Annotated in this window: 24 protein-coding genes and 1 pseudogene; 12 read left to right on the forward strand and 13 right to left on the reverse strand. The window is 71.5% G+C overall.

Annotation, left to right across the window (positions count from 1 at the left end; all coding sequences use genetic code 11):
• Positions 1-7 precede the first annotated feature (7 nt).
• From ACZ56U_RS30460 to ACZ56U_RS30485, 6 genes are all read right to left on the reverse strand, one after another.
• Complete coding sequence (locus ACZ56U_RS30460; protein WP_469087170.1) at positions 8-322, reverse strand: hypothetical protein; 315 nt, start codon at positions 320-322, stop codon at positions 8-10.
• A gap of 128 nt (positions 323-450) precedes the next feature.
• Positions 451-1,449, reverse strand: a complete 999-nt coding sequence (locus ACZ56U_RS30465) for a TerC/Alx family metal homeostasis membrane protein (RefSeq protein ID WP_469087171.1) — start codon at positions 1,447-1,449, stop codon at positions 451-453.
• Between the two features lie 243 nt (positions 1,450-1,692).
• Entirely contained in the window at positions 1,693-3,714 is a 2,022-nt protein-coding gene (locus tag ACZ56U_RS30470; RefSeq protein ID WP_469087172.1) for a TerD family protein, read from the reverse strand.
• 48 nt (positions 3,715-3,762) lie between these two features.
• Complete coding sequence (locus tag ACZ56U_RS30475) at positions 3,763-4,341, reverse strand: TerD family protein (protein ID WP_469087173.1); 579 nt, start codon at positions 4,339-4,341, stop codon at positions 3,763-3,765.
• Positions 4,342-4,492: 151 nt separating this feature from the next.
• Entirely contained in the window at positions 4,493-6,622 is a 2,130-nt protein-coding gene (uvrB, locus tag ACZ56U_RS30480) for an excinuclease ABC subunit UvrB (RefSeq protein ID WP_469087174.1), read from the reverse strand.
• A gap of 40 nt (positions 6,623-6,662) precedes the next feature.
• The gene (locus ACZ56U_RS30485; RefSeq protein WP_469087175.1) at positions 6,663-7,532 is read right to left on the reverse strand and encodes an MHYT domain-containing protein; all 870 of its coding nucleotides are present in this window, start codon (positions 7,530-7,532) and stop codon (positions 6,663-6,665) included.
• Between the two features lie 280 nt (positions 7,533-7,812).
• Here ACZ56U_RS30485 and ACZ56U_RS30490 point away from each other — a divergent pair, with 280 nt between their 5' ends.
• Both ACZ56U_RS30490 and ACZ56U_RS30495 read left to right on the forward strand, forming a co-directional pair.
• Positions 7,813-8,685: a glycerophosphodiester phosphodiesterase gene (locus tag ACZ56U_RS30490; protein WP_469087176.1), complete on the forward strand. Its 873-nt coding sequence runs from the start codon at positions 7,813-7,815 to the stop codon at positions 8,683-8,685.
• Between the two features lie 88 nt (positions 8,686-8,773).
• Entirely contained in the window at positions 8,774-9,328 is a 555-nt protein-coding gene (locus ACZ56U_RS30495; protein WP_469087177.1) for a methylated-DNA--[protein]-cysteine S-methyltransferase, read from the forward strand.
• 127 nt (positions 9,329-9,455) lie between these two features.
• Here ACZ56U_RS30495 and ACZ56U_RS30500 read toward each other — a convergent pair whose 3' ends face one another.
• Complete coding sequence (locus ACZ56U_RS30500) at positions 9,456-9,884, reverse strand: VOC family protein (protein ID WP_469087178.1); 429 nt, start codon at positions 9,882-9,884, stop codon at positions 9,456-9,458.
• 99 nt (positions 9,885-9,983) lie between these two features.
• Between ACZ56U_RS30500 and ACZ56U_RS30505 the strand changes: the two genes are divergently transcribed.
• Positions 9,984-10,892: a pseudouridine-5'-phosphate glycosidase gene (locus ACZ56U_RS30505; protein WP_469087179.1), complete on the forward strand. Its 909-nt coding sequence runs from the start codon at positions 9,984-9,986 to the stop codon at positions 10,890-10,892.
• On the forward strand, positions 10,889-11,923 hold the full coding sequence (locus ACZ56U_RS30510; protein ID WP_469087180.1) for a carbohydrate kinase family protein: 1,035 nt from the start codon (positions 10,889-10,891) through the stop codon (positions 11,921-11,923). The genes ACZ56U_RS30505 and ACZ56U_RS30510 overlap by 4 nt, the downstream gene beginning before the upstream one ends.
• 170 nt (positions 11,924-12,093) lie before the next feature.
• Here ACZ56U_RS30510 and ACZ56U_RS30515 read toward each other — a convergent pair whose 3' ends face one another.
• Complete coding sequence (locus ACZ56U_RS30515) at positions 12,094-12,888, reverse strand: methyltransferase domain-containing protein (RefSeq protein ID WP_469087222.1); 795 nt, start codon at positions 12,886-12,888, stop codon at positions 12,094-12,096.
• 315 nt (positions 12,889-13,203) lie between these two features.
• On the opposite strand from ACZ56U_RS30515, the gene ACZ56U_RS30520 reads away from it, so the two are divergent.
• Positions 13,204-14,331 carry a magnesium and cobalt transport protein CorA gene (locus ACZ56U_RS30520; protein WP_469087181.1) on the forward strand — a complete coding sequence of 376 codons (1,128 nt, stop codon included), beginning with the start codon at positions 13,204-13,206 and terminating at the stop codon, positions 14,329-14,331.
• A gap of 124 nt (positions 14,332-14,455) precedes the next feature.
• Here ACZ56U_RS30520 and ACZ56U_RS30525 read toward each other — a convergent pair whose 3' ends face one another.
• Entirely contained in the window at positions 14,456-14,884 is a 429-nt protein-coding gene (locus tag ACZ56U_RS30525) for a CBS domain-containing protein (protein ID WP_469087182.1), read from the reverse strand.
• Between the two features lie 334 nt (positions 14,885-15,218).
• Positions 15,219-15,860 carry a nucleoside/nucleotide kinase family protein gene (locus tag ACZ56U_RS30530; RefSeq protein WP_469087183.1) on the reverse strand — a complete coding sequence of 214 codons (642 nt, stop codon included), beginning with the start codon at positions 15,858-15,860 and terminating at the stop codon, positions 15,219-15,221.
• Between the two features lie 138 nt (positions 15,861-15,998).
• On the opposite strand from ACZ56U_RS30530, the gene ACZ56U_RS30535 reads away from it, so the two are divergent.
• The 3 genes from ACZ56U_RS30535 to ACZ56U_RS30545 all read left to right on the forward strand — a co-directional run bounded on the left by ACZ56U_RS30535 (position 15,999) and on the right by ACZ56U_RS30545 (position 19,471).
• Positions 15,999-16,694: a DUF2293 domain-containing protein gene (locus ACZ56U_RS30535; RefSeq protein WP_469087184.1), complete on the forward strand. Its 696-nt coding sequence runs from the start codon at positions 15,999-16,001 to the stop codon at positions 16,692-16,694.
• A gap of 410 nt (positions 16,695-17,104) precedes the next feature.
• Positions 17,105-17,584 carry an anthrone oxygenase family protein gene (locus ACZ56U_RS30540; RefSeq protein WP_469087185.1) on the forward strand — a complete coding sequence of 160 codons (480 nt, stop codon included), beginning with the start codon at positions 17,105-17,107 and terminating at the stop codon, positions 17,582-17,584.
• 399 nt (positions 17,585-17,983) lie between these two features.
• Positions 17,984-19,471 carry a glutamate synthase subunit beta gene (locus ACZ56U_RS30545; RefSeq protein ID WP_469087186.1) on the forward strand — a complete coding sequence of 496 codons (1,488 nt, stop codon included), beginning with the start codon at positions 17,984-17,986 and terminating at the stop codon, positions 19,469-19,471.
• A gap of 128 nt (positions 19,472-19,599) precedes the next feature.
• Here ACZ56U_RS30545 and ACZ56U_RS30550 read toward each other — a convergent pair whose 3' ends face one another.
• Complete coding sequence (locus tag ACZ56U_RS30550; RefSeq protein WP_469087187.1) at positions 19,600-20,100, reverse strand: carboxymuconolactone decarboxylase family protein; 501 nt, start codon at positions 20,098-20,100, stop codon at positions 19,600-19,602.
• Between the two features lie 47 nt (positions 20,101-20,147).
• Between ACZ56U_RS30550 and pdxR the strand changes: the two genes are divergently transcribed.
• Positions 20,148-21,593, forward strand: coding sequence for a MocR-like pyridoxine biosynthesis transcription factor PdxR (gene pdxR, locus ACZ56U_RS30555; RefSeq protein WP_469087188.1), 1,446 nt, complete (start codon positions 20,148-20,150; stop codon positions 21,591-21,593).
• A 153-nt stretch (positions 21,594-21,746) separates the two neighbouring features.
• Here pdxR and ACZ56U_RS30560 read toward each other — a convergent pair whose 3' ends face one another.
• Together ACZ56U_RS30560 and ACZ56U_RS30565 are read right to left on the reverse strand one after the other, a co-directional pair.
• Positions 21,747-22,001, reverse strand: coding sequence for a DUF397 domain-containing protein (locus ACZ56U_RS30560; RefSeq protein ID WP_059197394.1), 255 nt, complete (start codon positions 21,999-22,001; stop codon positions 21,747-21,749).
• Entirely contained in the window at positions 22,002-22,862 is an 861-nt protein-coding gene (locus ACZ56U_RS30565; RefSeq protein WP_469087189.1) for a helix-turn-helix domain-containing protein, read from the reverse strand. It abuts the gene before it with no gap.
• Positions 22,863-23,074: 212 nt separating this feature from the next.
• On the opposite strand from ACZ56U_RS30565, the pseudogene ACZ56U_RS30570 reads away from it, so the two are divergent.
• The 3 genes and pseudogenes from ACZ56U_RS30570 to ACZ56U_RS30580 all read left to right on the forward strand — a co-directional run.
• A pseudogene (locus ACZ56U_RS30570) lies at positions 23,075-23,701 on the forward strand (ATP-binding protein); the annotation flags it as partial.
• 194 nt (positions 23,702-23,895) lie between these two features.
• Complete coding sequence (locus tag ACZ56U_RS30575) at positions 23,896-24,336, forward strand: hypothetical protein (protein ID WP_469087190.1); 441 nt, start codon at positions 23,896-23,898, stop codon at positions 24,334-24,336.
• A 284-nt stretch (positions 24,337-24,620) separates the two neighbouring features.
• Positions 24,621-26,552 carry an ABC transporter ATP-binding protein gene (locus tag ACZ56U_RS30580; protein ID WP_469087191.1) on the forward strand — a complete coding sequence of 644 codons (1,932 nt, stop codon included), beginning with the start codon at positions 24,621-24,623 and terminating at the stop codon, positions 26,550-26,552.
• The last annotated feature ends 8 nt before the right edge of the window (positions 26,553-26,560 follow it).

Consider the following 26,560-nt stretch of genomic DNA (forward strand, 5'->3'; position numbering starts at 1 on the left):
CGTGGACCTACCTGAGGTCGGTGCTGTCCACGACGTCACAGTTGGTGAACGTCGGCTGCTTGGTGCAGAGCGCGGCCATCTCCTGCGCGAACTGGCCCGTCTCCGGGTCGCTGCTGTTGCGCATGGCCTCCTCGTAGGAGTCGAACTCGATCACGGCGAGGTAGCGGTTGGGATGGTCGCGGTCCCGCAGGATGAGACGGTGGGTGGGGCCACCGCTGCGACCGCCGAACCGCTGCTCCGCCTGCTCGCCCAGCTCACGCATCTCGTCGGCGCGATCGGTCTCGTATTCGATGATCTGCACGAACTTCATGGGTGCGTCCATGGTGCCTCCACCCGGCTGGGGCGTCCCCGGGCTGGGAACGCTTCGGACATAACGGAAGCACCGGGAGCGGTGCGCGGCAATCGGCCGCGAGGTGCTCCCGGTGCTCGTTGGTCCTACGTCCGACGTGGTCAGGCGTCGATGCTGTCCTTCGGAGCGCCATCGCTGCGCTTCTGCGCCGCCTCGACCGCCTGCTTCTTGGAGGCTCGCAGACTGGTGATCGTGGTGATGATCAGGACCGAGCAGATCACGCCGAGGGAGACCGGGATGGAGATCTCGGGGACGTGGACACCGGACTCGTGCAGCGCGTGCAGCACCAGTTTGACGCCGATGAAGCCCAGGATGATCGACAGGCCGTAGCTGAGGTGGACCAGCTTCCTCAGCAGGCCGCCGATGAGGAAGTACAGCTGGCGCAGACCCATCAGGGCGAAGGCGTTGGCCGTGAACACGATGTACGGGTCCTGCGTGAGGCCGAAGATCGCGGGGATCGAGTCGAGGGCGAAGAGGACGTCGGTGGTGCCGATCGCGAGCATCACGACCAGCATCGGGGTCATGATCCGCTTGCCGTTCTCCTCGATCCACAGCTTGGTGCCGTGGTACCGGTCGGCGACACCGAAGCGGCGCTCGGCTGCCTTGAGCAGCTTGTTCTCCTCGAACTCCTCGTCGTCCTCGTCGGCCCGGGCCTCCTGGATGAGCTTCCAGGCGGTCCAGATCAGGAACGCGCCGAAGAGGTAGAAGACCCACGCGAAGCTGGCGAGGATGGCGGCGCCCGCGGCGATGAAGATCGCCCGAAGGACCAGGGCTATGAGGACACCGATGAGGAGTACGCGCTGCTGGTACTGCGAGGGGACCGCGAACTTCGCCATGATCAGGACGAAGACGAAGAGGTTGTCGACGCTCAGCGACTTCTCGGTGATGAAGCCGGCGAAGAACTCACCGGCGGGCTGCCCGCCACCGAAGACGAGCAGGCCGAGGCCGAACAGGCCGGCCAGGGCGATCCAGACGGCCGTCCAGATCCCGGCTTCCTTGATGGACACGTCGTGCGGCTTGCGGCCGATGAAGAAGTCGACCGCGATCAGGGCGGCGAGGCCCACGATCGTCAGGACCCACAGGGTCACGGAAACATCCATTGCTGCGCCTCCGGCATTACGTAACGGCAAATAACCAGCGTCGTCGCGCTGCCGGAGGTCTCTTCCACCCAGGGTGGGCCGACGCCCCGGGATTCAGGCCTGATCCGCCTGGCCTGATCCGTATTGACGGGAACGCCGCATCGACAGGGAGTACTCCCCTCCGTGAAGACAACCGTACCCCAATTACCAAGGGACGGTAAAGTGATTGGCAAAAGAAAGGTCAAAGTGCCTGGTCAGGCGTCTTTACGTGTACTTGGTGCGAGCCATTGCCACCTGCTGGAGCACCTGTTGGAGCACCTGGCTGTCCGAGGGCACGAGCGCGGGCTCGTACGTCCAGGCGTGCCCCACCCACGGGTCGGCGAGATGGTCGTCCGGCACCGGTGTCAGTCGCAGCAGCGAACGCCACAGGGGGTCGAGCAACGGGCCGTACGCGGAGGCCTCCTCGCGGTCCGCGACCATCATCAGGTGGACACCGACCGCCGGCCCCTCGTCCGCGAGGTAGCGCAGCTGGGTCACGGCGCGGTCGTCGAAGCCGTGCGGGAAGTCGTTGACGATCAGCAGTTGCTCGGAGGTGTCGAAGCCCGGCGGGAGCGCGTCTGGCGCACCGCCCCGCACCGCCATCTGCACCAGGTCGACCCGCTGGGTGAGCCGGGCGAGGACGTCCGTCACACCGGCGGCGCCGATGGCCGGCGGGCCCGCGAGCACGCCAGGCTGCACCAGCGGCACCAGCGCCTGTCCGCCCGAGCCCGCCGGGTCGATGGCGTGCACGGTGAACTCGCCCGCCGGATAGACGGCCAACAGCCGCGCCGCGATCGCCACGGCGGTGTCCATGGCCAGCCGCTTCACCTCGTGGGCGTCGGCGAACGAGCCGTCGACCGTGCCGCTCCGCCCGCTGTCGATCCACAGCCCGCGCTCCAGCGGCAGCCTGACCAGCATCGGGATGGTCACGACCGGGGCCTCGGGCAGATGGAGGTCGCCCAGGCGCAGGGCCATGGGTATCTCCATCGGCACCCGGTAGCCGTGCCAGACGGGGTTGTCCCAGCGCGCGTACGCGGGCGGGAGCGCGGGCTCCACGACGTCGGCCTCGGCGGCGAGCTGGGCGAGGTCCCGGTCGAGGGCGGCCTGGGCCTGCTCGACCAGCTGGGCGTGCTTGGCGCGGGCCGTCTCGCGCGCGGCGTCGCCCTGGCCCCCGATGCGGCTGCGCGGGTCGGACAGGACCTGGTCGAGCTCCTTCTCCATGCGCGAGTCGGCGAAGTCCACCGCGCTGCGGTACGCGGCCGTGCTGCGGGCCAGGTCCTCGAACATGCCCCACACCTGGTTGTAGAGCCGCTCGTCCATGGACCAGCCGGTCGCGTCCCCCGCGACGGGCTGCTGCGGCTGTCCGGGCTGGGCCGGGGGTGCGGTCGGCGGGGGCGGGGGTGGCGCGGTGGTCTGCCGACGCGGGTGGCTGTAATCGACGGGGCCACCCGCGGGGGGCGTGGTGGGTGTCGACGGCTGGGTGGCCGCCGAGGGGTCGGTGGGACCCTGCGGGCCGCCCTGGGCGCCGTACGTCTGCTGGCCGGGTGACGGCGCGCCGTAGGACGGCATCGGCGGCTGCGGCGGTACGGGGCTCTGCGGGGACGTTCCGCTCTGGTCGGCGCCGAGCGCCGGGGCGGCCGTCTGCCGGGTGCGCTCGCCGTCGGTGCTGCGCTGCGGGGCCTGCACGGAGCGGGCCAGGCCCTGGGCCACGGCCTCGTTGATGCCGCCGGCGAGGGTGTGCGCCTCCGCGAGGCCCTGGTCGGCGAGGAGGTCGGCGAGGCCGCCGGCGTACCCCTGGCCGACCGCGCGCACCTTCCAGGCGCCCTGGCGGCGGTAGAGCTCCAGGGCGACGACGGCCGACTCGGCCTCCAGGCCGGTGATGGTGTAGCTGGCGACCTCGGTGCCGTCGAGACCGGTGACGGCGACGAAGGGGGCGGCCAGACCGCCGAAGCGGGCGGGTCCCGCCACCCCGGTGGGCAGGGCGAGCAGCACGCTGATCCGGTGCACGGCCTCCGGCATGGCGTCGAGGTCCACCGCGAGGCGGTGGTCGGCGGCGGCCTGCCGGGACACCTCCAGGCCGGGCAGGGTGGGTGCGCCCGGATGGGCCACCCACTCCACGCCGTGCACCTTGCCGTGCTCGTCGCTCAGCGTCGCTCCGGCCACGACCGGCTTGCCGGCCGAGACCCGGAGCTCCAGACGGGCCTGGGAGAGCGGGTGGTTCTGCCCCCGCACCAGCTCGGCCGTCATGCCTTCGTCCCCCTGTGTCGCTGTTCGGTGTCGGGTGCCGCTCGCGGCCTACAGGTGCGGCAGGATCGCCGGCATCAGGTCCTGGAAGGTGCGGCCGTTGGCGGGCGTGCCGAGGGCCGTCATCGTCCAGCCGGCGCCCGTGCGGTGCACCTTGGCCATGATCTGGGCCGTGTAGGCGCCGCCGCCCGCGAGCGTGTAGCGGGCCAGCTCCTGGCCGTTGGTCTCGTCGACCAGGCGGCAGAACGCGTTCTGCACCTCCTGGAAGGTCTGGCCCGTGAAGGAGTTCACGGTGAAGACGATCTGGTCGATGTGGACCGGGACGCGCGCCAGGTCGACGAGGATCGCCTCGTCGTCGCCGCCCTGACCGACACCGCCGACGAGGTTGTCGCCGGTGTGGCGCACCGAGCCGTCGTCGCTCACCAGGTGGCGGAAGAAGACGACGTCGACCGGCTGCTTGTCCGCGAACAGCACGGCGGAGGCGTCCAGGTCGATCTCCCGGGTGCGCGAGCCGAACAGGCCGCGACGGGGAGCCGCCTGCCAGCCGAGACCCATGCGCACCGAAGTCAGGCTGGCGCCATCGTTCTTCTGCAGACTGATGGCCTGACCCTTGGTCATGTTGACGGTCACGCGCTGATTCCCCTCTCGGACTGTCCCCTGTTGCCGCGCAGTGCGCGGTTGACCAGAACCCTACGCAGGGGCACTGACAGTGCCGCTACCCAGGTCCGCACTTTGTGTCGGTCTTGCAACACAGCGCGTTCGAATCGGGGTCGAGTGCCGGTCAGGCCAGGCCGGCCTCCCGCATCTGGCGCAGCTCCTTCTTCATCTCGGAGACCTCGTCGCGCAGCCGGGCCGCGATCTCGAACTGCAGGTTCGCGGCGGCGGCGCGCATGCGCTCGGTCATCTCCTCGATCTGCTCGGCGAGTTCCGCCGCGGGACGGTCGGTGGGCGCCGTCTGCTTGGCCTTGCCCTTGGCGCCCTTGGCCGCCTTGCCGCCGAGGGCGGGCACGGGGGCCTTGGCGGCCTTGCCGTCCTTCTGCTTGCGGTAGCCGGACCCGAGCAGTTGTTCGGTGTCGACGTCCTCGCGGGCGATCTGCGCCACGATGTCGTTGATCTTCTTGCGCAGCGGCTGGGGGTCGATGCCGTTGGCCGTGTTGTACGCGACCTGCTTCTCCCGGCGCCGGTTGGTCTCGTCGATCGCCTTCGCCATCGCCGGGGTGATCTTGTCGGCGTACATGTGGACCTGGCCGGAGACGTTGCGCGCCGCGCGGCCGATGGTCTGGATCAGGGAGGTGCCGGAGCGCAGGAAGCCCTCCTTGTCGGCGTCGAGGATCGCCACCAGGGACACCTCGGGCAGGTCCAGGCCCTCTCGCAGCAGGTTGATGCCGACCAGGACGTCGTACTCGCCGGAGCGCAGCTCCCGCAGCAGCTCGACGCGGCGCAGGGTGTCGACGTCGCTGTGCAGGTAGCGGACCTGGATACCGAGCTCCAGGAAGTAGTCCGTGAGGTCCTCGGCCATCTTCTTGGTGAGCGTGGTGACCAGGACGCGCTCGTCCTTCTCGGTGCGCTTGCGAATCTCGTGCACCAGGTCGTCGATCTGGCCCTCGGTGGGCTTGACGACGACCTCGGGGTCGATGAGGCCCGTCGGGCGGATGATCTGTTCGACGACGCCGTCCCCGCGGGAGAGCTCGTAGTTGCCGGGCGTGGCCGACAGGTAGACGGTCTGACCGATGCGCTCCTGGAACTCCTCCCACTTCAGGGGACGGTTGTCGAGCGCGGAGGGCAGCCGGAAACCGTGGTCGACGAGGGTGCGCTTGCGGGATGCGTCCCCCTCGTACATGGCGCCGATCTGCGGGACCGTGACATGGGACTCGTCGATGACGAGCAGGAAGTCGTCCGGGAAGTAGTCCAGCAGGGTGTTCGGCGGGGAGCCGGGCTCGCGGCCGTCGAAGTGCATCGAGTAGTTCTCGACGCCGGAGCAGGAGCCGATCTGGCGGAGCATCTCCAGGTCGTACGTCGTTCGCATGCGCAGACGCTGGGCCTCCAGGAGCTTGCCCTGCTTCTCCAGTTCGGCGAGGCGCTCGCCGAGCTCCTTCTCGATGTCGTTGACGGCCCGCTCCAGGCGCTCGGGACCGGCGACGTAGTGGGAGGCCGGGAAGATGTACAGCTGGCGGTCGTCGCTGATGATCTCGCCGGTGAGCGGGTGGAGGGTGGAGAGCGCCTCGATCTCGTCGCCGAACATCTCGATGCGGACGGCGAGCTCCTCGTAGACCGGGAAGATCTCGATGGTGTCGCCGCGGACGCGGAAGGTGCCGCGGGTGAAGGCCAGGTCGTTGCGCGTGTACTGGATGTCCACGAAGCGGCGCAGCAGCTGGTCGCGGTCGATCTCGTCGCCGACCCTCAGGGGGACCATGCGGTCCACGTACTCCTGGGGCGTGCCGAGGCCGTAGATGCAGGAGACCGAGGCGACCACGACGACGTCACGGCGGGTGAGCAGCGAGTTGGTCGCGGAGTGGCGCAGGCGCTCGACCTCCTCGTTGATCGAGGAGTCCTTCTCGATGTAGGTGTCCGACTGCGGGACGTAGGCCTCGGGCTGGTAGTAGTCGTAGTACGAGACGAAGTACTCGACCGCGTTGTTCGGCAGCAGCTCCCGGAACTCGTTCGCCAGTTGGGCGGCCAGGGTCTTGTTCGGCGCCATGACCAGGGTGGGGCGCTGAAGCTTCTCGATCATCCACGCGGTGGTGGCGGATTTGCCGGTGCCGGTCGCGCCGAGGAGGACGACGTCCTTCTCGCCGGCACTGACGCGCCGGGCCAGGTCGGCGATGGCCGCCGGCTGGTCGCCGCTGGGCTGGTAGGAGCTGACGACCTCGAAAGGCGCCACCGTGCGTTCGATGTGGGAAACGGGCCGCATGGAGTCCACCGTACGACTCCCCACTGACAACGCGGTCCGATCAGCGGTTCTGCGGGGTCCGGGAGCCGCGGTGGCCCACGCCTCGACGGGTGCGGATCGAGGGGCCGCGGGGGGTGTGCGCGATGTCGGCGTGCGCCGGTATGCCTGGCTTGTGCTCGGCCGGGCTCCAGTCGGGCTTGCCCATGACCATCAGCGGGTCGAACATCACGACGACCCCCGCGAGCAGCAGGAAGGCCAGCGGGCCGATCATCATGGGCGCCAGCAGTTCGGCGGGCGAGTCCCCCGAGGAGGGGTCACCGGTGGCGCCGTGCAGATGGACGCTGAGGGCGGCCATGCCGGTGTAGTGCATGCCGCTGACGGCGAGCCCCATGACGAGGCTCGCTCCGACGCTCCACAGGAAGCCCCTGACCTGGCCGGCCGCCCACAGGGCGGCGGTGGCGGCGACCATGGCTATGACGACGGAGGCGGCGACGGTGAAGGTGTTGTACTCCAGCTTTCCGTTGAAGCGCATGCCGGCCATGCCCAGGTAGTGCATGGAGGCCACGCCCAGGCCGGTGATGGTGCCCCCGGTGAACAGCGCGGTACCGCTGGCACCCCGGTAGCCGACGATGAAGATCCCGATGCCGACCATGAGGATCGCGACGCCGAGACTCGCGAACGTCGTCGGTTTGTCGTAGTGGATCGGGGCGTCCTTGACCGTGAAGCCCATCATCGCGACGAAGTGCATGGTCCAGATACCGGAGGCGATCGCCGCGGAGCCGAGGGCGAGCCAGCCGGGCCGCCAGGAGTTCGAGACCAGCATGGAACGGGTGGTGCAGCGCAGGCCGAGGGCACCTCCCAGGCAGGCCATCAGGTAGGCCACCAGCGGTGTGACGAGCCCGTAGCTGAAACCGTCGACCGTGCCTTGCATGCGCGGCAGTCCTTCCCGCCCTTTTGCGTCCCGGAATGTGCTGAAATACGCCCCTTCCCAGGACCGCCCGGGCGGTCAGGGTCGAGGCAGAGAGTATGACCCCCACCGGAATGGTCGAACGATTTTCCGGCAAAGAAACACGCCCTTGCCGCAGTTGTGCGGCACCAGTGAGCGGAGTTGGGCGACCCCATTCAGTCTGTGGCCATTCTGCACCCCCCTGCTGTTGACCCTCTGCTGTCACAGTTGAGCTGTCCGTGATAGCTCGACGCAAGGAGTCAGCATGCACGCGCGCGCCGTTGCCGCCACGACCACCGCGCTCCTGGGGACCGCCGCCCTTGTGCTCCCCACCTCCGACGTGCGGGCCGTCGAGGTGGGCGAACAACCGACGGTCATCGCCCACCGGGGCGCCTCCGCCTACGCTCCCGAGAACACCCTGGCCGCCGTCGACAAGGCCGCCGAGCTGGGTGTCCGCTGGGTCGAGAACGATGTCCAGCGCACCAGGGACGGCAAGCTCGTCGTCGTCCACGACGGCACACTGCGGCGCACCACGGACGTCGAGGAGCGCTTTCCCGACCGGGCTCCCTGGAAGGTGAAGGACCTTACCGCCGCCGAGATCGCGCGGCTCGACGCGGGCAGCTGGTTCAGCCACGCGTACGCGGGCACGCGCGTGCCGACCCTGGAGCAGTATGTGCGCCGGGTCGACCGCAACCACCAGAAGCTGCTGCTGGAGATCAAGAATCCGGAGCTGTACCCGGGCATCGAGCGGCAGACCCTCAAGGTCCTCGCCAACGAGAACTGGCTGGACCGGCGCCACCGGTCGAAGCTGATCGTGCAGAGCTTCAGCGCCGACAGCATCCGGACCGTCCACGAGCTGAAGCCGGCCGTCAGGACGGGCCTGCTCGGTACGCCGAAGATGACGGCCCTGAACGACTACGCCGCGTTCACCGACCAGATCAACCCCTCGTACAGCACGATCTCCACCGGGTACGTCGCCGCCGTACAGGCGTTCACGGGACCGCACGGCAGGCCGCTGGAGGTCTTCACCTGGACCGTGAACGACCCAGAGATCGCTCGGCGGGTCGCCAGGTACGGCGTCGACGGCATCATCACCAACAGGCCGGACGTGGTGCGGGACGCTGTGGAAGGGTTCTGAACGCCGTCCCGCCCCGGGTAAGGGGAAAGGGGTCGGGCAGAGCTCTTTCCCCCGAGTGTTGTCAGTGGCGGGTCGTACGGTGGGTCGCATGAACAGCCATGGGCAGGGCGAGCAGCAGGTCGTGTGGGCCGTCGTGGACACCGCCATCGGCCCGCTGCTGCTGGCCGCGACCCGCGACGGCCTGGTCAACGTCGTGTTCCACGCCACCGACGCGGTCCGCGAGAGCGCGCTCGGCCGTCTGGCGTCCCGGCTGAGCACCACGCCCGTCGAGGCGCCCGGCTCTCCGCTGCTGACCGAGGCGATACGCCAGGTCGAGGCCTACTTCGACGGCTCGCGGCACGATTTCGCGCTGCCCCTGGACTGGTCGCTGATCTCCGGCTTCAACCGTGAGGTGCTGCGCGAGCTGGCGTCGGGGGTGCCCTACGGCAGTGTGGTGGGCTACGGCGACCTGGCCGGGCGCGTCGGTCAGCCGGGCGCGGCCCAGGCGGTGGGGGCGGCGATGGGTGCCAATCCGCTGCCGGTGGTCGTGCCGTGTCACCGGGTCGTCGAGAGCGACGGTGGCATCGGCGGGTTCGGAGGCGGTCTGGAGACCAAGCGGAAGTTGCTCGCCCTGGAGGGGGTGCTGCCCGAGCCGCTCTTCTGAGGGGCGGTGCGGGCCGCCCTTCTGGGAGACGGTTGAGCAGGTCGCCTGGCAGGGCCGAGCCGAGGCGCACGGTCGGGTGCCTTGAACGGGGGGCACGCGCGTGGTCCCTCAGGGCACCGCCGCTCCGCTAGTCGTAGTGCCGGACCTCAAACACGTTTCCGTCAGGATCGCGGAAGTAGAAGCTGCGGCGGGCCATGCCGCGGGCGCCGAAGGAGTCGTAGGAGAAGTCCGAGACGGGGACCGCCTGCTCCTCCAGGCGGACGCGGAGTGCCTGGAAGGCGTCGCCGGGCAGGGCCAGGCAGACGTGGTTGACGGGATGGCCGGAACTCTCGACGGCGCCGGGCAGCATCGTCATCCGCTCCGCCATGGTGTGCGGCATGAGGTCGAAGATGGTCTCGTCGTTGAGCCGCACGGACGGGAAGGACACCGCGCCCGCGGCGTAGTCGGTGATCCGCACGGGTGCCAGGCCGACCGCCTTCTCGTAGAAGGCGGCCGACGCCACCGGGTCCCGCACCCAGAGGACGACATGGTCGAGACGCGTGCTGTTGTCCGTCATGGTCCCCAGGCTGGTGTCGTCCCCCACAGCCCGCAAGGGTTTGGCCGGGTGCGTCGCCCGCCAGAGATCAGGAGAACCCGATCGACAGGAGGCAGGCGCGTGGTGCTGGTGTTGTCGGAGGAAGTGCGCGAAGCGGTCCACGCGCGTCGACCCGTGGTGGCCCTGGAGTCCACGATCATCGCCCACGGGTTGCCGCGACCGCGGAACCTGCAGGTGGCACTGGAGCTGGAGGACGTCGTACGGCGCGAGGGTGCCGTACCCGCGACCATCGCGGTGCTGGACGGGCGGCCCCATGTCGGCCTGGACAAGGAACAGTTGGAGCGGGTCGCGAACGAGGACGGCATCCGCAAGCTGGGCCATCGCGATCTGCCGCTCGCGGTGGCCGCGGGTGCGAGCGGGGCGACCACCGTGTCGGCGACGGCACAGCTGGCGGCCCTCGCGGGCGTGCGGGTGTTCGCGACGGGTGGGCTCGGCGGGGTGCATCGGGAGTGGACGGTGACACAGGACGAGTCGGCGGACCTCGGACTGCTGGCCCGGACGCGGATCACGGTGGTCTGCGCGGGCGTGAAGTCGATCCTCGACGTGCCGGCGACCCTGCAACGGCTGGAGACGCTGGGTGTGGCGGTCGCCGGGTACGGCACGGACCGCTTCCCCGGCTTCTACCTGTCCGACTCGGGGCATCCGGTGGACTGGACGCTGGACTCCCCCGCGCGGGTGGCGGAGGTGATGCGGGCTCAGGACGCGCTCGACGGGCCCGAGTCGGCGCTCATCGTCGCCAACCCGGTCCCCGAGGACGAGCAACTGGATCCCGAGCTGCACGCGCGCGTGCTCGCGGACGCGTTGCGGGCGGCCGAGGACGCCGGCGTATCCGGCCAGGGGGTCACACCGTTCCTTCTCGACTACCTGGTCCGGCACACCGACGGCGCCTCCCTGAGCGCCAATCTCGCGGCGGTCCGGGGCAACGTACGACTGGCGGGGCGGATCGCGGCGGCCTGGGCCGGGACATGAGCGGGGCGACGGGCGAGGGGCCGGGGGGTGGGACGGCGGGCGGCGAACCTGGGGGCTTCGGAACGGCGGCCGGTGAGACCGGGCACGGCGGAACGGCGACCAGAAGGCCCGGGGGCGGAACCGCGGCCGGTCGTGTGCTGCTGGTCGTCGGGGACGTCGTCACCGATGTGGTGGCCCGGCATCGGGGACCGCTCGCCGCGGGTACCGACACGGCTTCCACGATCCGGACGCTGCCGGGCGGGGCGGGGGCCAACGTGGCCTGCTGGGCGGCTCGTCAGGGCGGCGTCGAGGTGCGGATGCTGGGGCGGGTGGGCGCGGACGCGGCGGCGTGGCACGAGCGGGAGCTGGCCGCATGCGGGGTACGGCCCCGGCTCGTCGTCGACCCGGAGGCACCCACCGGGACGGTGATCTGTCTCGTGGACACGGGAGCCGCGGCCGAGCGGTCGTTCCTCACCGACAGCGGCGCGGCCCTGAGGCTGGAGCCGGACGACTGGTCCGACGGACTGCTCGACGGGGTGGGCCGGCTGCACCTGTCGGGCTATCTGCTGTTCTCCGAGTCCAGCCGAGCACTGGTGGAGGTCGCCCTGGCGTCGGCACGCGCGCGTGGGGTGCCGGTGAGCCTGGACCCGGCGTCGGCCGGGTTTCTCGTGGAGCTGGGTGTGGACCGGTTCCTGGCGTTGGTGGACGGGGTCGAGGTCCTGCTGCCCAGCCGGGACGAGGCGTGTCTGCTGACGGGGTTGCCCGACGCGGTGGACGCGGCGGCCAAGCTGAGCCGCCACGTCCCGCTGGTCGTCGCCAAGCTGGGCGCCGAGGGTGCGTTGGTGGCCCGCTCGGGTGCCGTGCTCGCCCGCGTCCCCGCCGTACCGGCGACACCGAGGGACACCACGGGCGCCGGTGACGCGTTCACCGGGGCGTTCCTCGCCGCACTCCTCACGGGCGCCGGTCCCGAGGAGGCCGCACAGGAGGGGTGCCGGGCGGGGGCGTCGGCGGTGGAACGGGTGGGCGGGAGGCCCGCGGCGGTTCCCGGTTGACGTCCGGGGTCATCGGGAGGTGACGTCGGGCGCCGCTGTCCGCCGGGCCGCGGCTCCCCGTCACCCTGGCCGCGGCTCCAGCCACCGGGCCACGCCCACGAGCCCCTGGAGTGACTTGGCCGGCATGGACTGACGTGGACTGACATCCGGTCGTCAACTCCCCCGCCCTCCTACGCCTTGCGACCCCACGCCGAGATCATCGGCGCCGTGGCCAGGTCCATTCCGCCCGCCGCCACGTTCGTCAGGTGCTGGTCGATGTCGGCGTCCGTGGCGAGGCCCGCGGTGACCAGTTGGTTGCGGATCTGGCGGATCGTGGCGGACTCCAGGGCCGCGCAGGCTGGCGAGGTGAGGGGGAAGTACGCGTCGGCCTCCACACGGTGCAGGCCGGCCTCGCGGAGCAGACGAGGGAGCCGGCGGCCGTAGGAGAGGTCGGCGCCGCGGTCGGCGAGCAGCCGACGGAAGCCCTGGCGCAGGCGGTTCGCCAACTGCTCGGCGGGGCCGTGGTCGTCGGGGCAGGTCAGGGGCTGGAGGGCAGGGTCGGCGTCCTCCACCAGGAGCCGGCCGCCGGGGCGCAGGGACGCGACCATCGACCGCAACGCCCGTTCCCGGTCCGGGACATGGACGAGCACGAGGCGGGCGTGGACGAGGTCGAAGCCCTCCCCCGGCGCTTCCTGCGCGCCCACGTCATGGACGCGGACCTCGACCGGCGGGCGGGCGGCCGGGCCCAGCCGCGAGGTGTCGATGTCGGTGGCGACGACCCGTCCGGTCGGCCCCACCTTCTTGGCCAGCCAGGACACGACGGACGTGCCGCCTGCCCCGACTTCCCAACAGCGCCAGCCGGGGCCGATACCGAACCCCTCGAGGTGCCGGAACGTCGTGGGGTCGAAGAGGGCCGCGAAGGCGGCGAAGCGCTCTGCGGCCTCGGTCTGCTGGTTGTCGAGGAGATACCCGTCGGTTCGCATCATGTCGCGATCATCCCAGTTGCCCGTCTTGTCCGTCATGGTCGACGCTCCGGCGCCAGGACGCCACGGTACGGCGACGGCGGCGCGGCAGGGGTGGCGGCGCGGTAGGGCGACGGCGCGGCAGGGCGACGGTGCGGTGGACGTGCCGCACCGCCGGGAGCAGGGCACGGCGGGGGCGCCGATGACCGTCGTCCACAGGCGGGAACAAAGCGGAAGGCCCTGTTCCCACAGGCTTGCACGCCTCTCACCCCGAACTGGCAGACTGGCCGGCCAGGGCGCAGAGATGCGGCGAACGGGGAGCCACGCAAGGAGATCCAGATGTCCATGGCAGGGAATCTGCGGAAGGTCACGAGCCTCGGCTCGGTCGGTAACCTCCGCAAGGTCGCACGGCTGGCGCGACGAGGCCGACGCGTCGACCTGAGCCACCCGGCCCGGTCCCCCCTGGGTTCCTCCGTGGTGAACTGCGTGACGTACCGGGACGGCACCCGGGTCCCGGGCGGCAGCGATCTGGTCGACGCCGTGGAGCGGGTGCGCAAGCACGGCGACGGTTTCGTGTGGCTCGGCCTCCACGAACCGACGGACCAGGAGTTCGCGGGCATCGCGGAACTCTTCGAACTGCACCCGCTGGCCGTGGAGGACGCCGTCGAGGCGCATCAGCGGCCGAAGCTGGAGCGGTACGACGACGTGCTGTTCGCGGTGTTCAAGACTGTCTGCTACGTCGAGCACGAGGAACTGACGGCGACGAGCGAGGTCGTGAACACCGGCGAGATCATGGTGTTCGTCGGCCAGGACTTCGTGATCACGGTACGGCACGGCATGCACGGCTCACTGGGCCCGCTGCGCGAGGAGCTGGAGGCCGACCCGCAGCAGCTCACCAAGGGGCCGGCCGCGGTGCTGCACGCGGTCGCGGACCATGTCGTCGACGACTACCTGCACGTCACCGACCTGGTGCAGGCCGACATCGACCAGGTCGAGTCGGACGTCTTCTCCCAGAACGGCGCACGCCTCGATCCGGGGCGCATCTATCAGCTCAAGCGTGAACTCCTGGAGCTGAAAAGGGCCGTGGTCCCGCTCACCCGGCCGATCGACGAGCTCTCCACCCGACCGATACGCGCGGTCGCCCCGGAGATACAGGCCTACTTCCGCGACGTCTCCGATCATCTGCTGCGGGCCAGGGAGCAGATCGCCGCCTTCGACGAGCTGCTCAACTCGATCCTCCAGGCGCACCTCGCCCAGGTCTCGGTCGCGCAGAACGAGGACATGCGGAAGATCACCGCCTGGGCCGCGATCGTGGCCGTGCCGACGATGGTGTGCGGCGTGTACGGCATGAACTTCGAGCACATGCCGGAGCTGCGCTGGACGTTCGGCTATCCCCTCGTCCTCGGCGTGATAGCCGTGGCCTGTCTGTACCTCCACCGCGGCTTCCGGCGCAACGGCTGGCTGTGAGAACGGGGCGAGGACCGGGGCGGGCGGACACCCACCCCCGGGTCCTCACCTCCGGAGGGGCCCTCAGCTGCGGACGGGGCCTCAGCGCCGGACGGGGACTCACCTCCGGAGGACGCCTCGGGGATCAGTGCGTCGGGCTCTTCGCGTAGACGCTCTCCGCCCAGGCGGCGATCTGGTCCTCCGTCAGGTGCTGGGCCAGGTCGGCCTCGCTGATCATGCCGACGAGACGCTTGTTCTCGATGACGGGGAGCCGGCGGATCTGGTGGTCCTGCATCTCGCGGAGCACCTCGCCCACGTCGGCGCCCGCGTCGATCCAGCGCGGGGTGCCCCGGGCCATCTCACCGGCCGTGACCCTGGCGGGGTCGTGCCCCACGGCCACGCAGCCGACGACGATGTCGCGGTCGGTGAGGATGCCGCAGAGCCGTTCGTTCTCGTCGCTGATGGGCAGGGCCCCGACATTGAGCTCGCGCATCAGCTGGGCGGCGCGGTCCAGGGTCTCGTGGGCGGGGATCCACTGGGCGCCGCGGTGCATGATGTCTCCGGCGGTGGTCATGAAGTACCTCCCGGTGCCGGACGGCCGGCGCGGCGCGGGGGCGCACCGCTGGTCCCGGCGCCCTTCATTCTCGCCGGGGCGCGGGAGACCCGCACCCCGAGGCCGGGGGCGCCGCTCGGGCCGAGAACCCGACGATCTTCCGCGGCACGACACGGATGATCACACGGGCCTCGTCCTCCTTGTCGGCGGGCGGGTCGATGCCGAGGTACTTCCGCGAGAGGTCGCGCGGGAGGCGCTTCGCCGGGTCCGGGAGGATCTCGGCGGTGCCGCGGATCTCGACCGAGGTGCAGGGGTCGGCCAGGTCGTAGACGGAGAGGCTGACTGCCCGAGCCGTTCAGCCGTTCCACGCGGGATGCCGGGGGTCGTCGGCCCGTACCAGGACGTCGGCGGTGCCGGCGGGGTCGGTCTCGTCGGCGTAGCGCTCGAAGGCCTCGAGGGTCCACTGGTCGGCGTCGGGGGTGCGGCGGTGCAGGGCGCCCGGGGAGAGGAGGACGTGAACGGACAGGTCGAAGGGGAACCAGTGCCGCAGCAGGAGGGGGCCGTGGAGCAACAGGAAGCCGCCGGGCGGGAGTTGGACGTAGGGGCTGCGGGTGGCGCGGTCGGTCTCGGGGTCCCACAGGTCGGGCAGGACACGACCGTCACCGCCCGGTTCGAGGGGGCCGAAGACCTCCCGCCACAGGGCGCCGGTGTCGAACCAGCCGTTGTAGTACGCCTCCACGTCCTCGTGGCCGTACTCCAGCCGGAGCGAGGCGGGACGCAGGAAGCCATGGGTGCCGACGACGAGCGAGGGGCGGCCGCGTACGCGCAGTGCTTCCGAGACGCGCTCGGCGAGGTCCTGCGGGCGGGCCGCGGGGGCGCCGTCGAAGGCGATGCGGGGCCAAGGGCTGTCGTCGGCCGGTTTCAGGTCGAGCAGCCGGTCGGCCAGCGCGTCGCCGAGCCGCTCCCAGGTGATCGCTTCGAGTCGCACACGGCCCATGATGCGTCAGCCGACGACCGGGATGCGTGCCGCCCTCGAACCCTGCGGTCGGCGGCACGGTGCGCGGGGCGGTCGGAACGCGGGTCGGGCGCACGAGGCCGTGGTTCATGGCCCGCTCGGGGGAGGAATGAATCCGGTATGGCTCGCCTCGCAACTCCCGCGCACCGCACCGGGCCGCTCGTCGTCCAGCCCCTCAGGCGCAAGCAGTGCGCCGAGTGCCGTGGCGGACCTCTGCCGCTGCTGCTCCTGGAGGAGGGAGCGCCCCGGTGCCTGGACTGCGCCGACCTCGGGCACCTGGTGTTCCTGCCACGCGGTGACACGGCGCTGACGCGCAGGGCACGGGAGGAGAGTGCGCTGTCGGCGGTGGTCGTACGGTTCAACCGGCGCAAGGCGCGCTACGAGCGGCAGGGCGTCCTCGTGGAGGAGGCGGCGTTGGCCCGGGCCGAGGTGCGGTGTCTCGCGGATGCCGAGGCGCGGCAGCGGCGCCGGATACGGGACGCGCGGCGACGGGCGGCGGAGGACGTGCGCTTCACGGAGGCGTTCGCGGCGGAGATACGGCGGCTGTTCCCCGGATGCCCCATCGAGCGGGCCCAGGGGATCGCGGCGCACGCGTCGGCGCGGGGCAGCGGGCGGGTGGGGCGCAGTGCGGCGGGGCGGTCGCTGTCCGAGGGGGCGGTGGTCTCGGCGGTGGTGGCGTCCGTACGGCATCTGGAGACGCCGTACGACCAGTTGCTGATGAACGGGGTGCCACGGCACGAGGCACGGAGGCGGATCGCGGCGGCGGTGGAGGCGGTGCTGGGCGGTTGGCGGGCGACGGGGGCGGAGGCCGGTTGACGGCCGTACGGCACGACCTGGCCGCACGACCTTGGCGGGACGCTGACCTCACACGGCCGTGACGGGATGCCGAGGCGCACGACCGTGGCGGGGCCCCGAGGCGCACGGCCGGGCGGGACCCCGAGCCGTCACCCGTCGCGCACCGGCCACCGCCGAGCGCCGTGTGCCGTGCGGTGCGGTGCGGGCCCCGGGTACCGGCGGCTCGGTGATCGTCCGGTCGCATCGGCGTCGGCGTCGGCCGGCCCGCGGTGGCGCGCGCCGCGACACCGCAGGCGTCCGTTCGTGCCTGCGTTGGACGTTCGCGCATGCGCCCGCGGTCCTCGGCCATGGTGGCGGTCTCCGTGCGGGAATTCACTTGTGGTGACGGTAGGTGCCGGGCAGGATCTCGGCTCGATGCGGGAGTTGACGACATGATCGAGGGACCGTACTTCGTACTGACGGTGCTGGGTGTGCTGGGGACCGGCTTGGTGGCCGGGGTGTTCTGCGGCTTCTCGACCTTCGTGATGAAGGGGCTCGCCGAGCTGCCACCGGCGCAGGGTGTCGCCGCGATGAAGGCGATCAACGTGACCGCGTTGCGGCCCGCGTTCATGCTCCTGTTCGCCGGGTCGGCGGTGCTGTGCGCGGTGATCGCGGTGGTGACGTTCGTGCTGTGGCCGGACGAGGGGACGGTGGAGCTGCTGCTGGGCAGCGCGCTGTATCTGTTCGGCTCGTTCGGGGTGACGATCGTGGCGAACGTGCCGCGCAACGACACGCTGATGCGGTTGGACGCCGGGACATCGGAGGCGGCCGCGTACTGGCCGACGTATGTGCGCGAATGGACGATGTGGAACCACGTCCGCACGATCGCCTCGGCCGCCGCGGCGCTCGCCTACATCCTCGCCCTCACCTAGTGCCACGGCCCACCGCCCGGCCACGGCCCACCGCCCTCACCGCAGCCCACCTGCCCGTGACCGCCCCGCCCAGCGGACCCACTCTCGGCCCCACCAGACCGACCTCGTCCAGCGGCCTCTCCCCCAGCCCCATCAGACCGGCCCCGTCCAGTGGCCCTCCTCCGCCCCACCCGACGCCCCCGGCTCGGCGGCTCTCCCCCGGCTCACCCGACCGGCCCCCACCGACGGGGCCCCGCCCACCCCCGAAAAAGCTCCCGCCCCCAAAGCCCCCAGGGACACAAACGCCCCGCCGGGACAGCGCTGTCCCCACCTGCGCCGGTCGTCGGCGGGACGTATCGTGGCCGGAAGGGTGCCGCCGATGACGCACGGCCCGTCGCTGCCCACGCAAGGAAGACGGCCATGGCCGATCCCAAGGGATTCATGACCACCCCTCGTCAGGACTGGCCTCGCCGGCCGGTCGAGGAGCGGGTGCGGGACTGGGACGAGGTGTACGTCCCCGGGGCGCTGCTGCCCATCGTCAACAAGCAGGCCGACCGGTGCATGGACTGCGGCATCCCGTTCTGCCACGACGCCTGCCCGCTGGGGAACCTGATCCCGGAGTGGAACGACCTCGTCAGCAGGGACGACTGGCGGCAGGCGGCCGATCGGCTGCACGCGACGAACAACTTCCCGGAGTTCACCGGCCGGTTGTGTCCGGCGCCGTGCGAGGCCGGGTGTGTGCTGGCCATCAACCAGCCCGCGGTCACCATCAAGAACGTCGAGGCCGCCATCGCCGACCGGTCCTGGGAGCTGGGGTTCACGCCCCCGCGGCCGCCGGACCGGCTGTCGGGGCGGACGGTCGCGGTGATCGGGTCGGGACCGACCGGGCTGGCCGCGGCACAGCAGTTGACGCGGGCCGGGCACACGGTCGCGGTGTACGAGAAGGACGACCGGCTCGGCGGGCTGATGCGGTACGGCATCCCCGAGTTCAAGATGGAGAAGCGCCATCTGGAGCGGCGGATCGAGCAGATGCGGGCCGAGGGCACGAAGTTCCGTACGTCGACGGCGGTCGGGCGGGACATCGATGCGGCGGAGCTGCGGTCACGGTACGACGCGGTGGTGATCGCGACGGGGGCGACGGCCTGGCGTGAACTGCCGGTGCCCGGGCGGGAGTTGTCCGGTGTCCAGCAGGCGATGGAGTACCTGCCGCTGGCCAACCGGGTATGCGAGGGGGACTTGCGGAGCTCCCCGATGTCCGCCGCCGGGAAGCATGTCGTCATCGTCGGTGGCGGGGACACGGGAGCCGACTGTCTGGGCACCGCGGTGCGTGAAGGCGCCGCGTCCGTGACCCAGTTGGACATCTACGCCCAGCCGGGCGCCGACCGCGACGAGGACGCCGAACCCTGGCCGACGTACCCGAAGATCTACCGGCTGTCGGCCGCCCACGAGGAGGCCGGCGACCTGCGCACCGCCCCGGCGGCGGACGCGGACGCGCGGCTGTTCGCGGCGTCCACGCTCCGCTTCACCGGCGACGCCGACGGGCATGTGCGGTCGCTGCACCTGGTCGAGGTCGACGCGCGACGGCGGCCGCTGCCGGGCACCGCGCGGGCCCTCCCCGCCGACCTCGTGCTGCTCGCCCTCGGCTTCTCCGGGCCGGACCGGGAGGACGGGATGATCGACCAGCTGGGGCTGGCGATGGAGCCACGCGGCACGATCGGGCGGGATGCCGGTTTCGCCACGAACGTGCCCGGGGTGTTCGCCGCGGGGGACGCCGCCCGCGGGCAGTCGCTCATCGTGTGGGCGATCGCCGAGGGGCGCGCGGTGGCGGCGGCCGTCGACCGTCACCTGACGGGGAGTTCACAACTCCCCGCTCCGATCGGACCGTACGACCGCCCGATGACGGTGTGACCGGCCCACCCGACCGCCCACCGCGGCCCGCCTCAGAGGCGACACGCCTCGGGCACGGCCCGCCTCAGAAGCGACACGCCTCGGACACGGACCGCCGCACCCCCGACAGGCTCCACCTACGACAGGCCTCAGACCCGTTCGTCCGTCCCCGCCACCTTCTTCGTCGCCAGCGCCACCCTGTTCCAGGTGTTGATCGTCATGGCGAGGGCGAGCACGTGGGCCAGTTCCTCCTCCTCGAACACGGCCGCGGCCTCGGCGTAGACGTCGTCGGGGACGCCTCCGTCGGCCACCAGGGTCACCGCCTCCGTCAGAGCCAGGGCGGCCTGCTCCCGCTCGCTGAAGAAGTGCCGGGCCTCGCGCCACACCGCGACCAGGTGGAGCCGGTCCTCGCTCTCGCCGGCCTTGCGGGCGTCGTTGGTGTGCATGTGGAGGCAGTAGGCGCAGTGGTTGAGGTGCGAGGCGCGGATCTGGATCAGTTCCACCAGGGCCGGGTCGAGGCCCTCGCGGGCGGCGGCGTCGAAGCCGACGAGGGCGCGGAAGACCTTCGGGGCGCTCTGCGCGAAGTTCAGACGGCCCACCGCCGCGGTATCCGTGCTCGTGCTCGTGTTCATGCTCGTGTTCGTCGTCATGTCCTTCAACCTACGGGCCGGATAGACCCCCTGTAGGGTGCATTTCCATGGCGGAATCGTGGGTCAATTCAGCGGAGCGCATCGGCTCCGACCTGCACCTGGAGCTCTCCGGGCCGGGCGGCAGACGGGCCGCCCTCATCGACGCCCTGCGCGAGGCCGTGCGCGATGGCCGACTCGCGCCCGGCACCCGCTTGCCGCCGTACCGTTCGCTCGCCGCCGATCTCGGGGTGGCCCGCAACACGGTGGCGGACGCCTACGCCGAACTCGTCGCGGAGGGCTGGCTCACCGCGCGCCAGGGCTCGGGCACCAGGGTCGCGGAGCGCGCGGAGCCACTGCGCGGGCACGCGCGCGTACCCGTGAGAACGCCGCCACGCGCGCGTGGCCCGCGGCACGACCTGCGGCAGGGCTCCCCGGACGCGTCGGCGTTCCCGCGCGCGGCCTGGCTCGCCTCCTACCGGCGGGCCCTCCAGCAGGCGCCCAACGAGGTGTTCGGCCCCGGCGACCCGGCCGGCCGGGTCGAGCTGCGGGAGGCGCTCGCGGAATACCTGGCACGCGCGCGTGGCGTGCGCACCGAGCCCGGCCGGATCGTGATCTGTTCCGGCTTCGCGCACGCGCTGCGGCTGCTCTTCGCCGCCCATCCGCCGGTCCTGCGCGGTCCGTTGGCCGTGGAGGAGTACGGCCTGCCCTTCCACCGCGAACTGCTCGCCGCCGCGGGTGTGCGGACCGTGCCGCTGCCCCTCGATGAACACGGCGCCGACGTGGGCAGGTTGGGGCAGGAGCGGGCCGTGCTGCTCACGCCCGCCCACCAGTTCCCGACCGGCGGACCGTTGCACGCCGAGCGTCGGGCGGCCGTCGTCGACTGGGCACGCGCGCGGGGCGGGGTGGTGCTGGAGGACGACTACGACGGCGAGTTCCGCTATGACCGCAAGCCCGTCGGCGCCGTACAGGGGCTCGACCCGGAGCGGGTGATCTTCATCGGCTCGGTCAGCAAGAGCCTGTCGCCCGCGGTGCGGCTGGGCTGGATGGTGCTGCCCGAGCGGTACGTCGACGGCGTCCTCGCGGCCAAGGGCGAGCGGGAGGCATGGGCGAGCGTCCTCGACCAGCTGAGCCTCGCCGACTTCCTGTCCTCCGGGTCGTACGACCGTCATGTGCGGCGTATGCGGCAGCGGTACCGGAGCCGCCGCGACCGGCTCGTCGCCGCGCTCGCCGAGCACGCGCCGCACATCGAGGTCACCGGGGTCGCGGCCGGGCTGCACGCGGTGCTGCGCCTGCCGCCGGGCACCGAGCGGTCCGCGGTGAAGGCGGCCACCTGGGCGGGCGTCGCCCTCGACGGCCTCGCCGACTTCCGGCACCCGCGGGCGGCACAGGAGGTGACGGCACCGCCGCCGTACGACGGGCTGGTCGTCGGCTACGCCACCCCCTCGGAGCACGCCTACGGGGCGGCCCTGGACGCACTGTGCCGGGCGCTGCCACCAGAGACCGAGACCGGCTGAGGCACCACAACCGGGGCAAGACCTGCTCACGTCGTTCTGCTGCCAGGGGCGGCCAAGGACGGGCAGGGACGGCCAGGGACGGCCAGGGACGGCCGAGCATTCATCAATTAGCCAGCACGGCAAGGGAGTTCAGGTCAGCGTCGGACCCAGACGTCACGACAGCAGGAAGTCCGCCTCCCCCGCCTTCGCGCCCTCGATGAAGGCGGTCATCTCGTCGGTGGTGTAGATCAGCGCCGGGCCGTCGGGATCGGTCGACTGACGGACGGCGATCCGTCCGTCGGCGAGCTTCATCGCCTCCAGGCAGTTGCCGCCGTTGCCGCCGCTCCAGGGCTTGTGCCAGCCCTCACTGCCCAACTCCCGCGCGGGCATGCCGTTGTAGACGGGTATGCGCGGCTTGATGCGATCCATTCACAGCTCCTTGCGGAGATCCCGGAGGATCTCCTTCGTGCGATGTGCCGTAGCGGCCTGCGCCGCCATGCGGTCCATGACCTCGAGATGGGTCGCCACCTCGGGGCGCGCGTCGAGATAGACGGCGCCGGTCAGGTACTCGCTGTAGACCATGTCCGGAAGCTCCGGCACGGCGAATCGGAACAGCACGAAGGGCCCGTACGTGCCGGGGTGCGGCCCGTGGGCGAACGGGGCGATCTGCAACGTCACGTTGGGCAGCTTCGTGGCCTGGAGCAGCTTGTCGATCTGGGCACGCATCACCTCCGGGCCGCCGACAGGGCGGCGCAGCGCGGTCTCGTCCACCACGGCCCAGAACCGTGGCGCGTCGGGACGGGTGAGCAGTTCCTGGCGTTGTACTCGCAGTGCGACGTGCCGTTCGATGTCGTCCGGGCTGGTCTGGCCGATGGCCCCCGACTTCAGCACCCCGCGGGCGTACTCCTCGGTCTGGAGCAGTCCGGGCAGGAAGTGCGGGTCGTAGGACCGGATGAGGCTGGCGGCGCCCTCGAGGCTGACGTACATCGAGAACCAGCCGGGCAGGATGTCGTGGAACCGTTGCCACCAGCCGGGTCTGTTGGCCTCCTCGGCCAGCTCCACGAAGGCGCCGGCCTCCTCCTCGGAGACGCCGTAGGACTTCAGGAGCAGTTGCAGATACGGGATCTTGAGGCTGACCTCGGCCATCTCCATGCGGCGGACCGTGGCGGGGGCGACGCGGAGGATCTTGGCGGCCTCCTCGCGCTTGAGACCGGCGCGCTCGCGCAGATCCAGCAGGCGCCGCCCGAGGACGACCTGGCCGACCGTCGGCGCGGACCGCGGCTCGCTCACCCTCCACCTCCTGGACGTCCCGGGGGTCCTGGGACCCGTAAAAACTGTTGCAAAAGAATCCTGGCAGGCGGACGGCGCCATTCGAAGACCTATTCGAAGACCTGGTCGGATCTCCGGTGATCTCAACTGGCGCCGCTCGACATGCTGTTGCGAGCAGTGTGCCACGGCCTTCCAGACCGTCACACAGCACTCTGCATTTTTCAGAGTGACACTTGCCAAGTGTTCACGGCGGGGCGATAGTGGCAAGCGTGATTCCGTCCGCGCCCTTAGGAACAGACGCCGCCGCAGGCCCCCACAGCCTCGGTGCCGCCGAGGGAGTTTCCCCTGGTGGGGCCGCCGCCGAGCGCCGGTTCCGGTTCGAGCTGGCCGCACATCCGGGTTCCCCGGCGCAGGCCAGACGGCTGACGCGGGCTCGGCTGAACGGCTGGTCGGTCTGCGAGGACATCTGTGACTCGGCGGCTCTGGTGGTCACCGAGCTGGTCACCAACGCGATCGTGCACACGGCGAGCAGCCACATAGTGTGCGAGCTCCACGACGGCGACGAGCTGGTGCGAATAGCCGTACGTGACGAGGGCTGCGCACCGGGTCAGACCCGTCCGTCGTCGCAGCGCGGCGAAGAGGAGCACGGTAGGGGACTGCTTCTCGTCGACGCCCTCTGTCACGCCTGGGGCGCCCACGAACAGGGCTTCGGCCTGCTGGTCTGGGCGGAGCTGCCCCGCAAGGCCGACACCCCCCGCCACGACTGCGGCCCCTGCAACGACCTGGGCTGGGGAGCCCGCCCCAAGCCTGGCCGCCCCGACGGCCCCGGCGGCCAGGACGACGACACCGACGCCCGTCACGACGAGACCGCCCCGCACCACCACGACGAGGCCGCTCCGGCTCCGCACCACCACGGCACGGAGCGCCCCCACGGCACGGAGCGCCCGCACGACACGGCGCGTCATCACGACCCCGCGCACCACCAGGACACCACGCACCAGCACGCCGTGGACCGGCTCCACGGACCGGCCCGTCAGCACGGGACGGGGGGCGCATGGCTGTGAGGCCCCTGGCCGGCGGCACGGTACTGACCCTGGACACGCTGGTCCGCCTCCGACGCGGTCTGCACGCCCCGGCCGCGCCCCGCCGCCTCCCTCTCCCCGAGGGCATGACGGCCCCGCTGGGCTGCGACGCGGTGGCGGTACCCGCCCGCTTCGGTCCGCTGATCATGCCCCGCCTGCCCCGAGCCGGGTGCGTCTACGCCGATGAGACGCACTGGTGGTGGCTGCTCCCGTCGGACTCGGACTACGCCCTGGAGTGGCCCGCCCCCGCCCAGTACGCCACCGGCGCGATAGTTCCGGACGCGCCGGTGGCCCCCGACCTGATACACCGCCCCGAGGGCGAGCTCCCGTACACGCCGCCGATCCCCCTGTACCTGGCCCTGTGCCGGGTGACGGGGACGACACCCACCTGGTCCCGGCCGGTCAGCGCGTAGGGCCCGTCCGGTAGCACCGCCCGCCCTGGCGCCTGCCGCTCGCCCTGTACGGCAGCCCCGACGGATGCCCCTCCGGTACGGCCACACGTCACATGTCTTTCGCCCGGTACCGGACCGCCCCGGCACACGCTCCCCGCCCGGTCCGGACGCCCCGGCCCATGCCCCTCACCCCGCACGGCCGTACGGCGCACGCCCGCGTACCCCGGCGTGTCTGTCTGCGCCCTGCCCCCGGCACCCCCCTCCCGCGATAGTGGCTCTCCGTGCAGGATCGGGGGAGGCCGACGGTGGGGAAGAAGCGGGACACGCCAGAACCTGAACCGTCCGAGTCGGAGCGGCTGCTCTTCGGCGGGCCCCTGCGCTACGACACGGGCTGGAACAGCCACTCCGCCGCCCGGCTCCAGCTGAGCTTCGGGGCGATGGTGCGCCAGCTCCCCGCGCTTCTCGCGCTCAGCTTCCGGCTGGCCTGGCAGGCGGACCGCAAGGCCGCGCGGGTGGTGCTCGGGGCCGAGGCGGGACGGGGTGTGGCGCAGGCCGTGAGTCTGCTCGCCGTGAACAGCGTGCTGGGCCGGCTGATCGGCGGCGGCTCGATCGAGGAGCGGCTGCGCGATGCCGTACCCGCCCTCGTCACCATGGCCGCGGTCATGCTGGTCTCCGCGCTGCTGCGGGCCGCGTCGACGTACGCCGCCGGCCGGCTGGAACCCAAGGTCGAGCGGGTCGCCACCGAGCGGTATCTGGAGCGCGCCGCCGCCGTGGAGCTCGCCGCGATCGAGGACCACGCCTTCCACAAACTGCTGGACACCGCCCAGTACGGTGCCAGCTCGGCACGCCGCATGATCACCTACGCCACCCGGGTCATGAACGCGGCCATCTCACTGATCGCGGCCGCCGGTGTCCTGACCGTGCTGCACCCCGCCCTGCTTCCGCTGCTGGTGACCATGACGCTGCCCAGCGCCTGGAGCGCGCTGACCGTCGCTCGCCGCCGGTACGAGTCCTTCCACACGTGGGTGCAGCATGCGCGGGCCGGTCATCTCCTCAGCGGTCTGCTCACCGAGCCGGAGTCCGCGCCGGAGATCCGTCTGCATGGGGTGGGCCCCTTCCTGCTGCACCACTACCGCGTGATGTCGGAGACGGCGGAGGCCGAGCAGGCGAGGCTGGCCCGGCTGGCCGCCCGTACCGGACTCTTCGCCGCGGCCTGGACCGGGATCGCGACGGTGGCGACGTACGCGACCCTGGGCGGCCTGCTGCTCGCCGGGGCCATGGCGCTCTCCGTCGCGGGCACGGCCGTGATCGCGATCCGGTCCGGCTCCGCCAGCCTGGAAAGCCTCGTTCTGGAGGTGAACCAGCTTCATCAGGAGGCCCTGTTCGTGGGCGATCTGCAGCGGCTGTACGTCGAGGCGGAGAAATGGGCGATCCCGGTCGGCGGGCGGGAGCTGCCCGAGGAGCCGCGGGAGATCCGCTTCGAGAACGTCACGTTCAGCTATCCGGGCGAGTCCACCCGGCCCGCCCTCGACGACCTCACGCTGGCCCTCCCCCTCGGTCGGATCATCGCGCTCGTCGGCGAGAACGGCTCCGGCAAGACGACCCTCGTGAAACTGCTCTCCGGGCTGTACACCCCCGACCGGGGCCGGATCCTGTGGGACGGCGTGGACGCGGCCGGCGCGGACCGGCGGCTGCTCGCGGAGCGGATCGCGATGGTGGCGCAGGACTTCAAGCGCTGGCCGTTCACCGCGAAGGTCAATGTGGCGGTAGGCCGCTCGGCCGTGCCCCTGACCGAGGAACGGCTCGCCGAGGCGATCTCCGAGGCGGGCGCCCAGGAGGTGGTGGCCGATCTGCCGCGCGGCCTGGACACCCTGCTGGCCCGGCACTTCAGCGGCGGCCACGAGCTGTCGGGCGGGCAGTGGCAGCGCCTCGGCATCGCCCGGGCCGCGTACCGCCGTGGCCGCATCCTCATCGTGGACGAGCCGACGGCGGCCCTGGACGCGCGGGCCGAACTGGAGGTCTTCGAGAAGATCCGGGCCCTGGCGGGCACCGGTCAGACGGTGGTCCTGATCACCCACCGACTGGCGTCCGTGCGCCACGCGGACCTGGTGCACGTCCTGGAGCAGGGCCGCCTGGTGGAGTCCGGCACACCGGAGGAACTGCTGGCCGGCGGCGGCGTCTACGCGGAGCTGTACTCGCTCCAGGCGCAGCAGTTCACCGCGCCGAAGGCGGGCTGACGTCCCGG

This window comes from Streptomyces sp. NPDC034103, assembly GCF_055575395.1.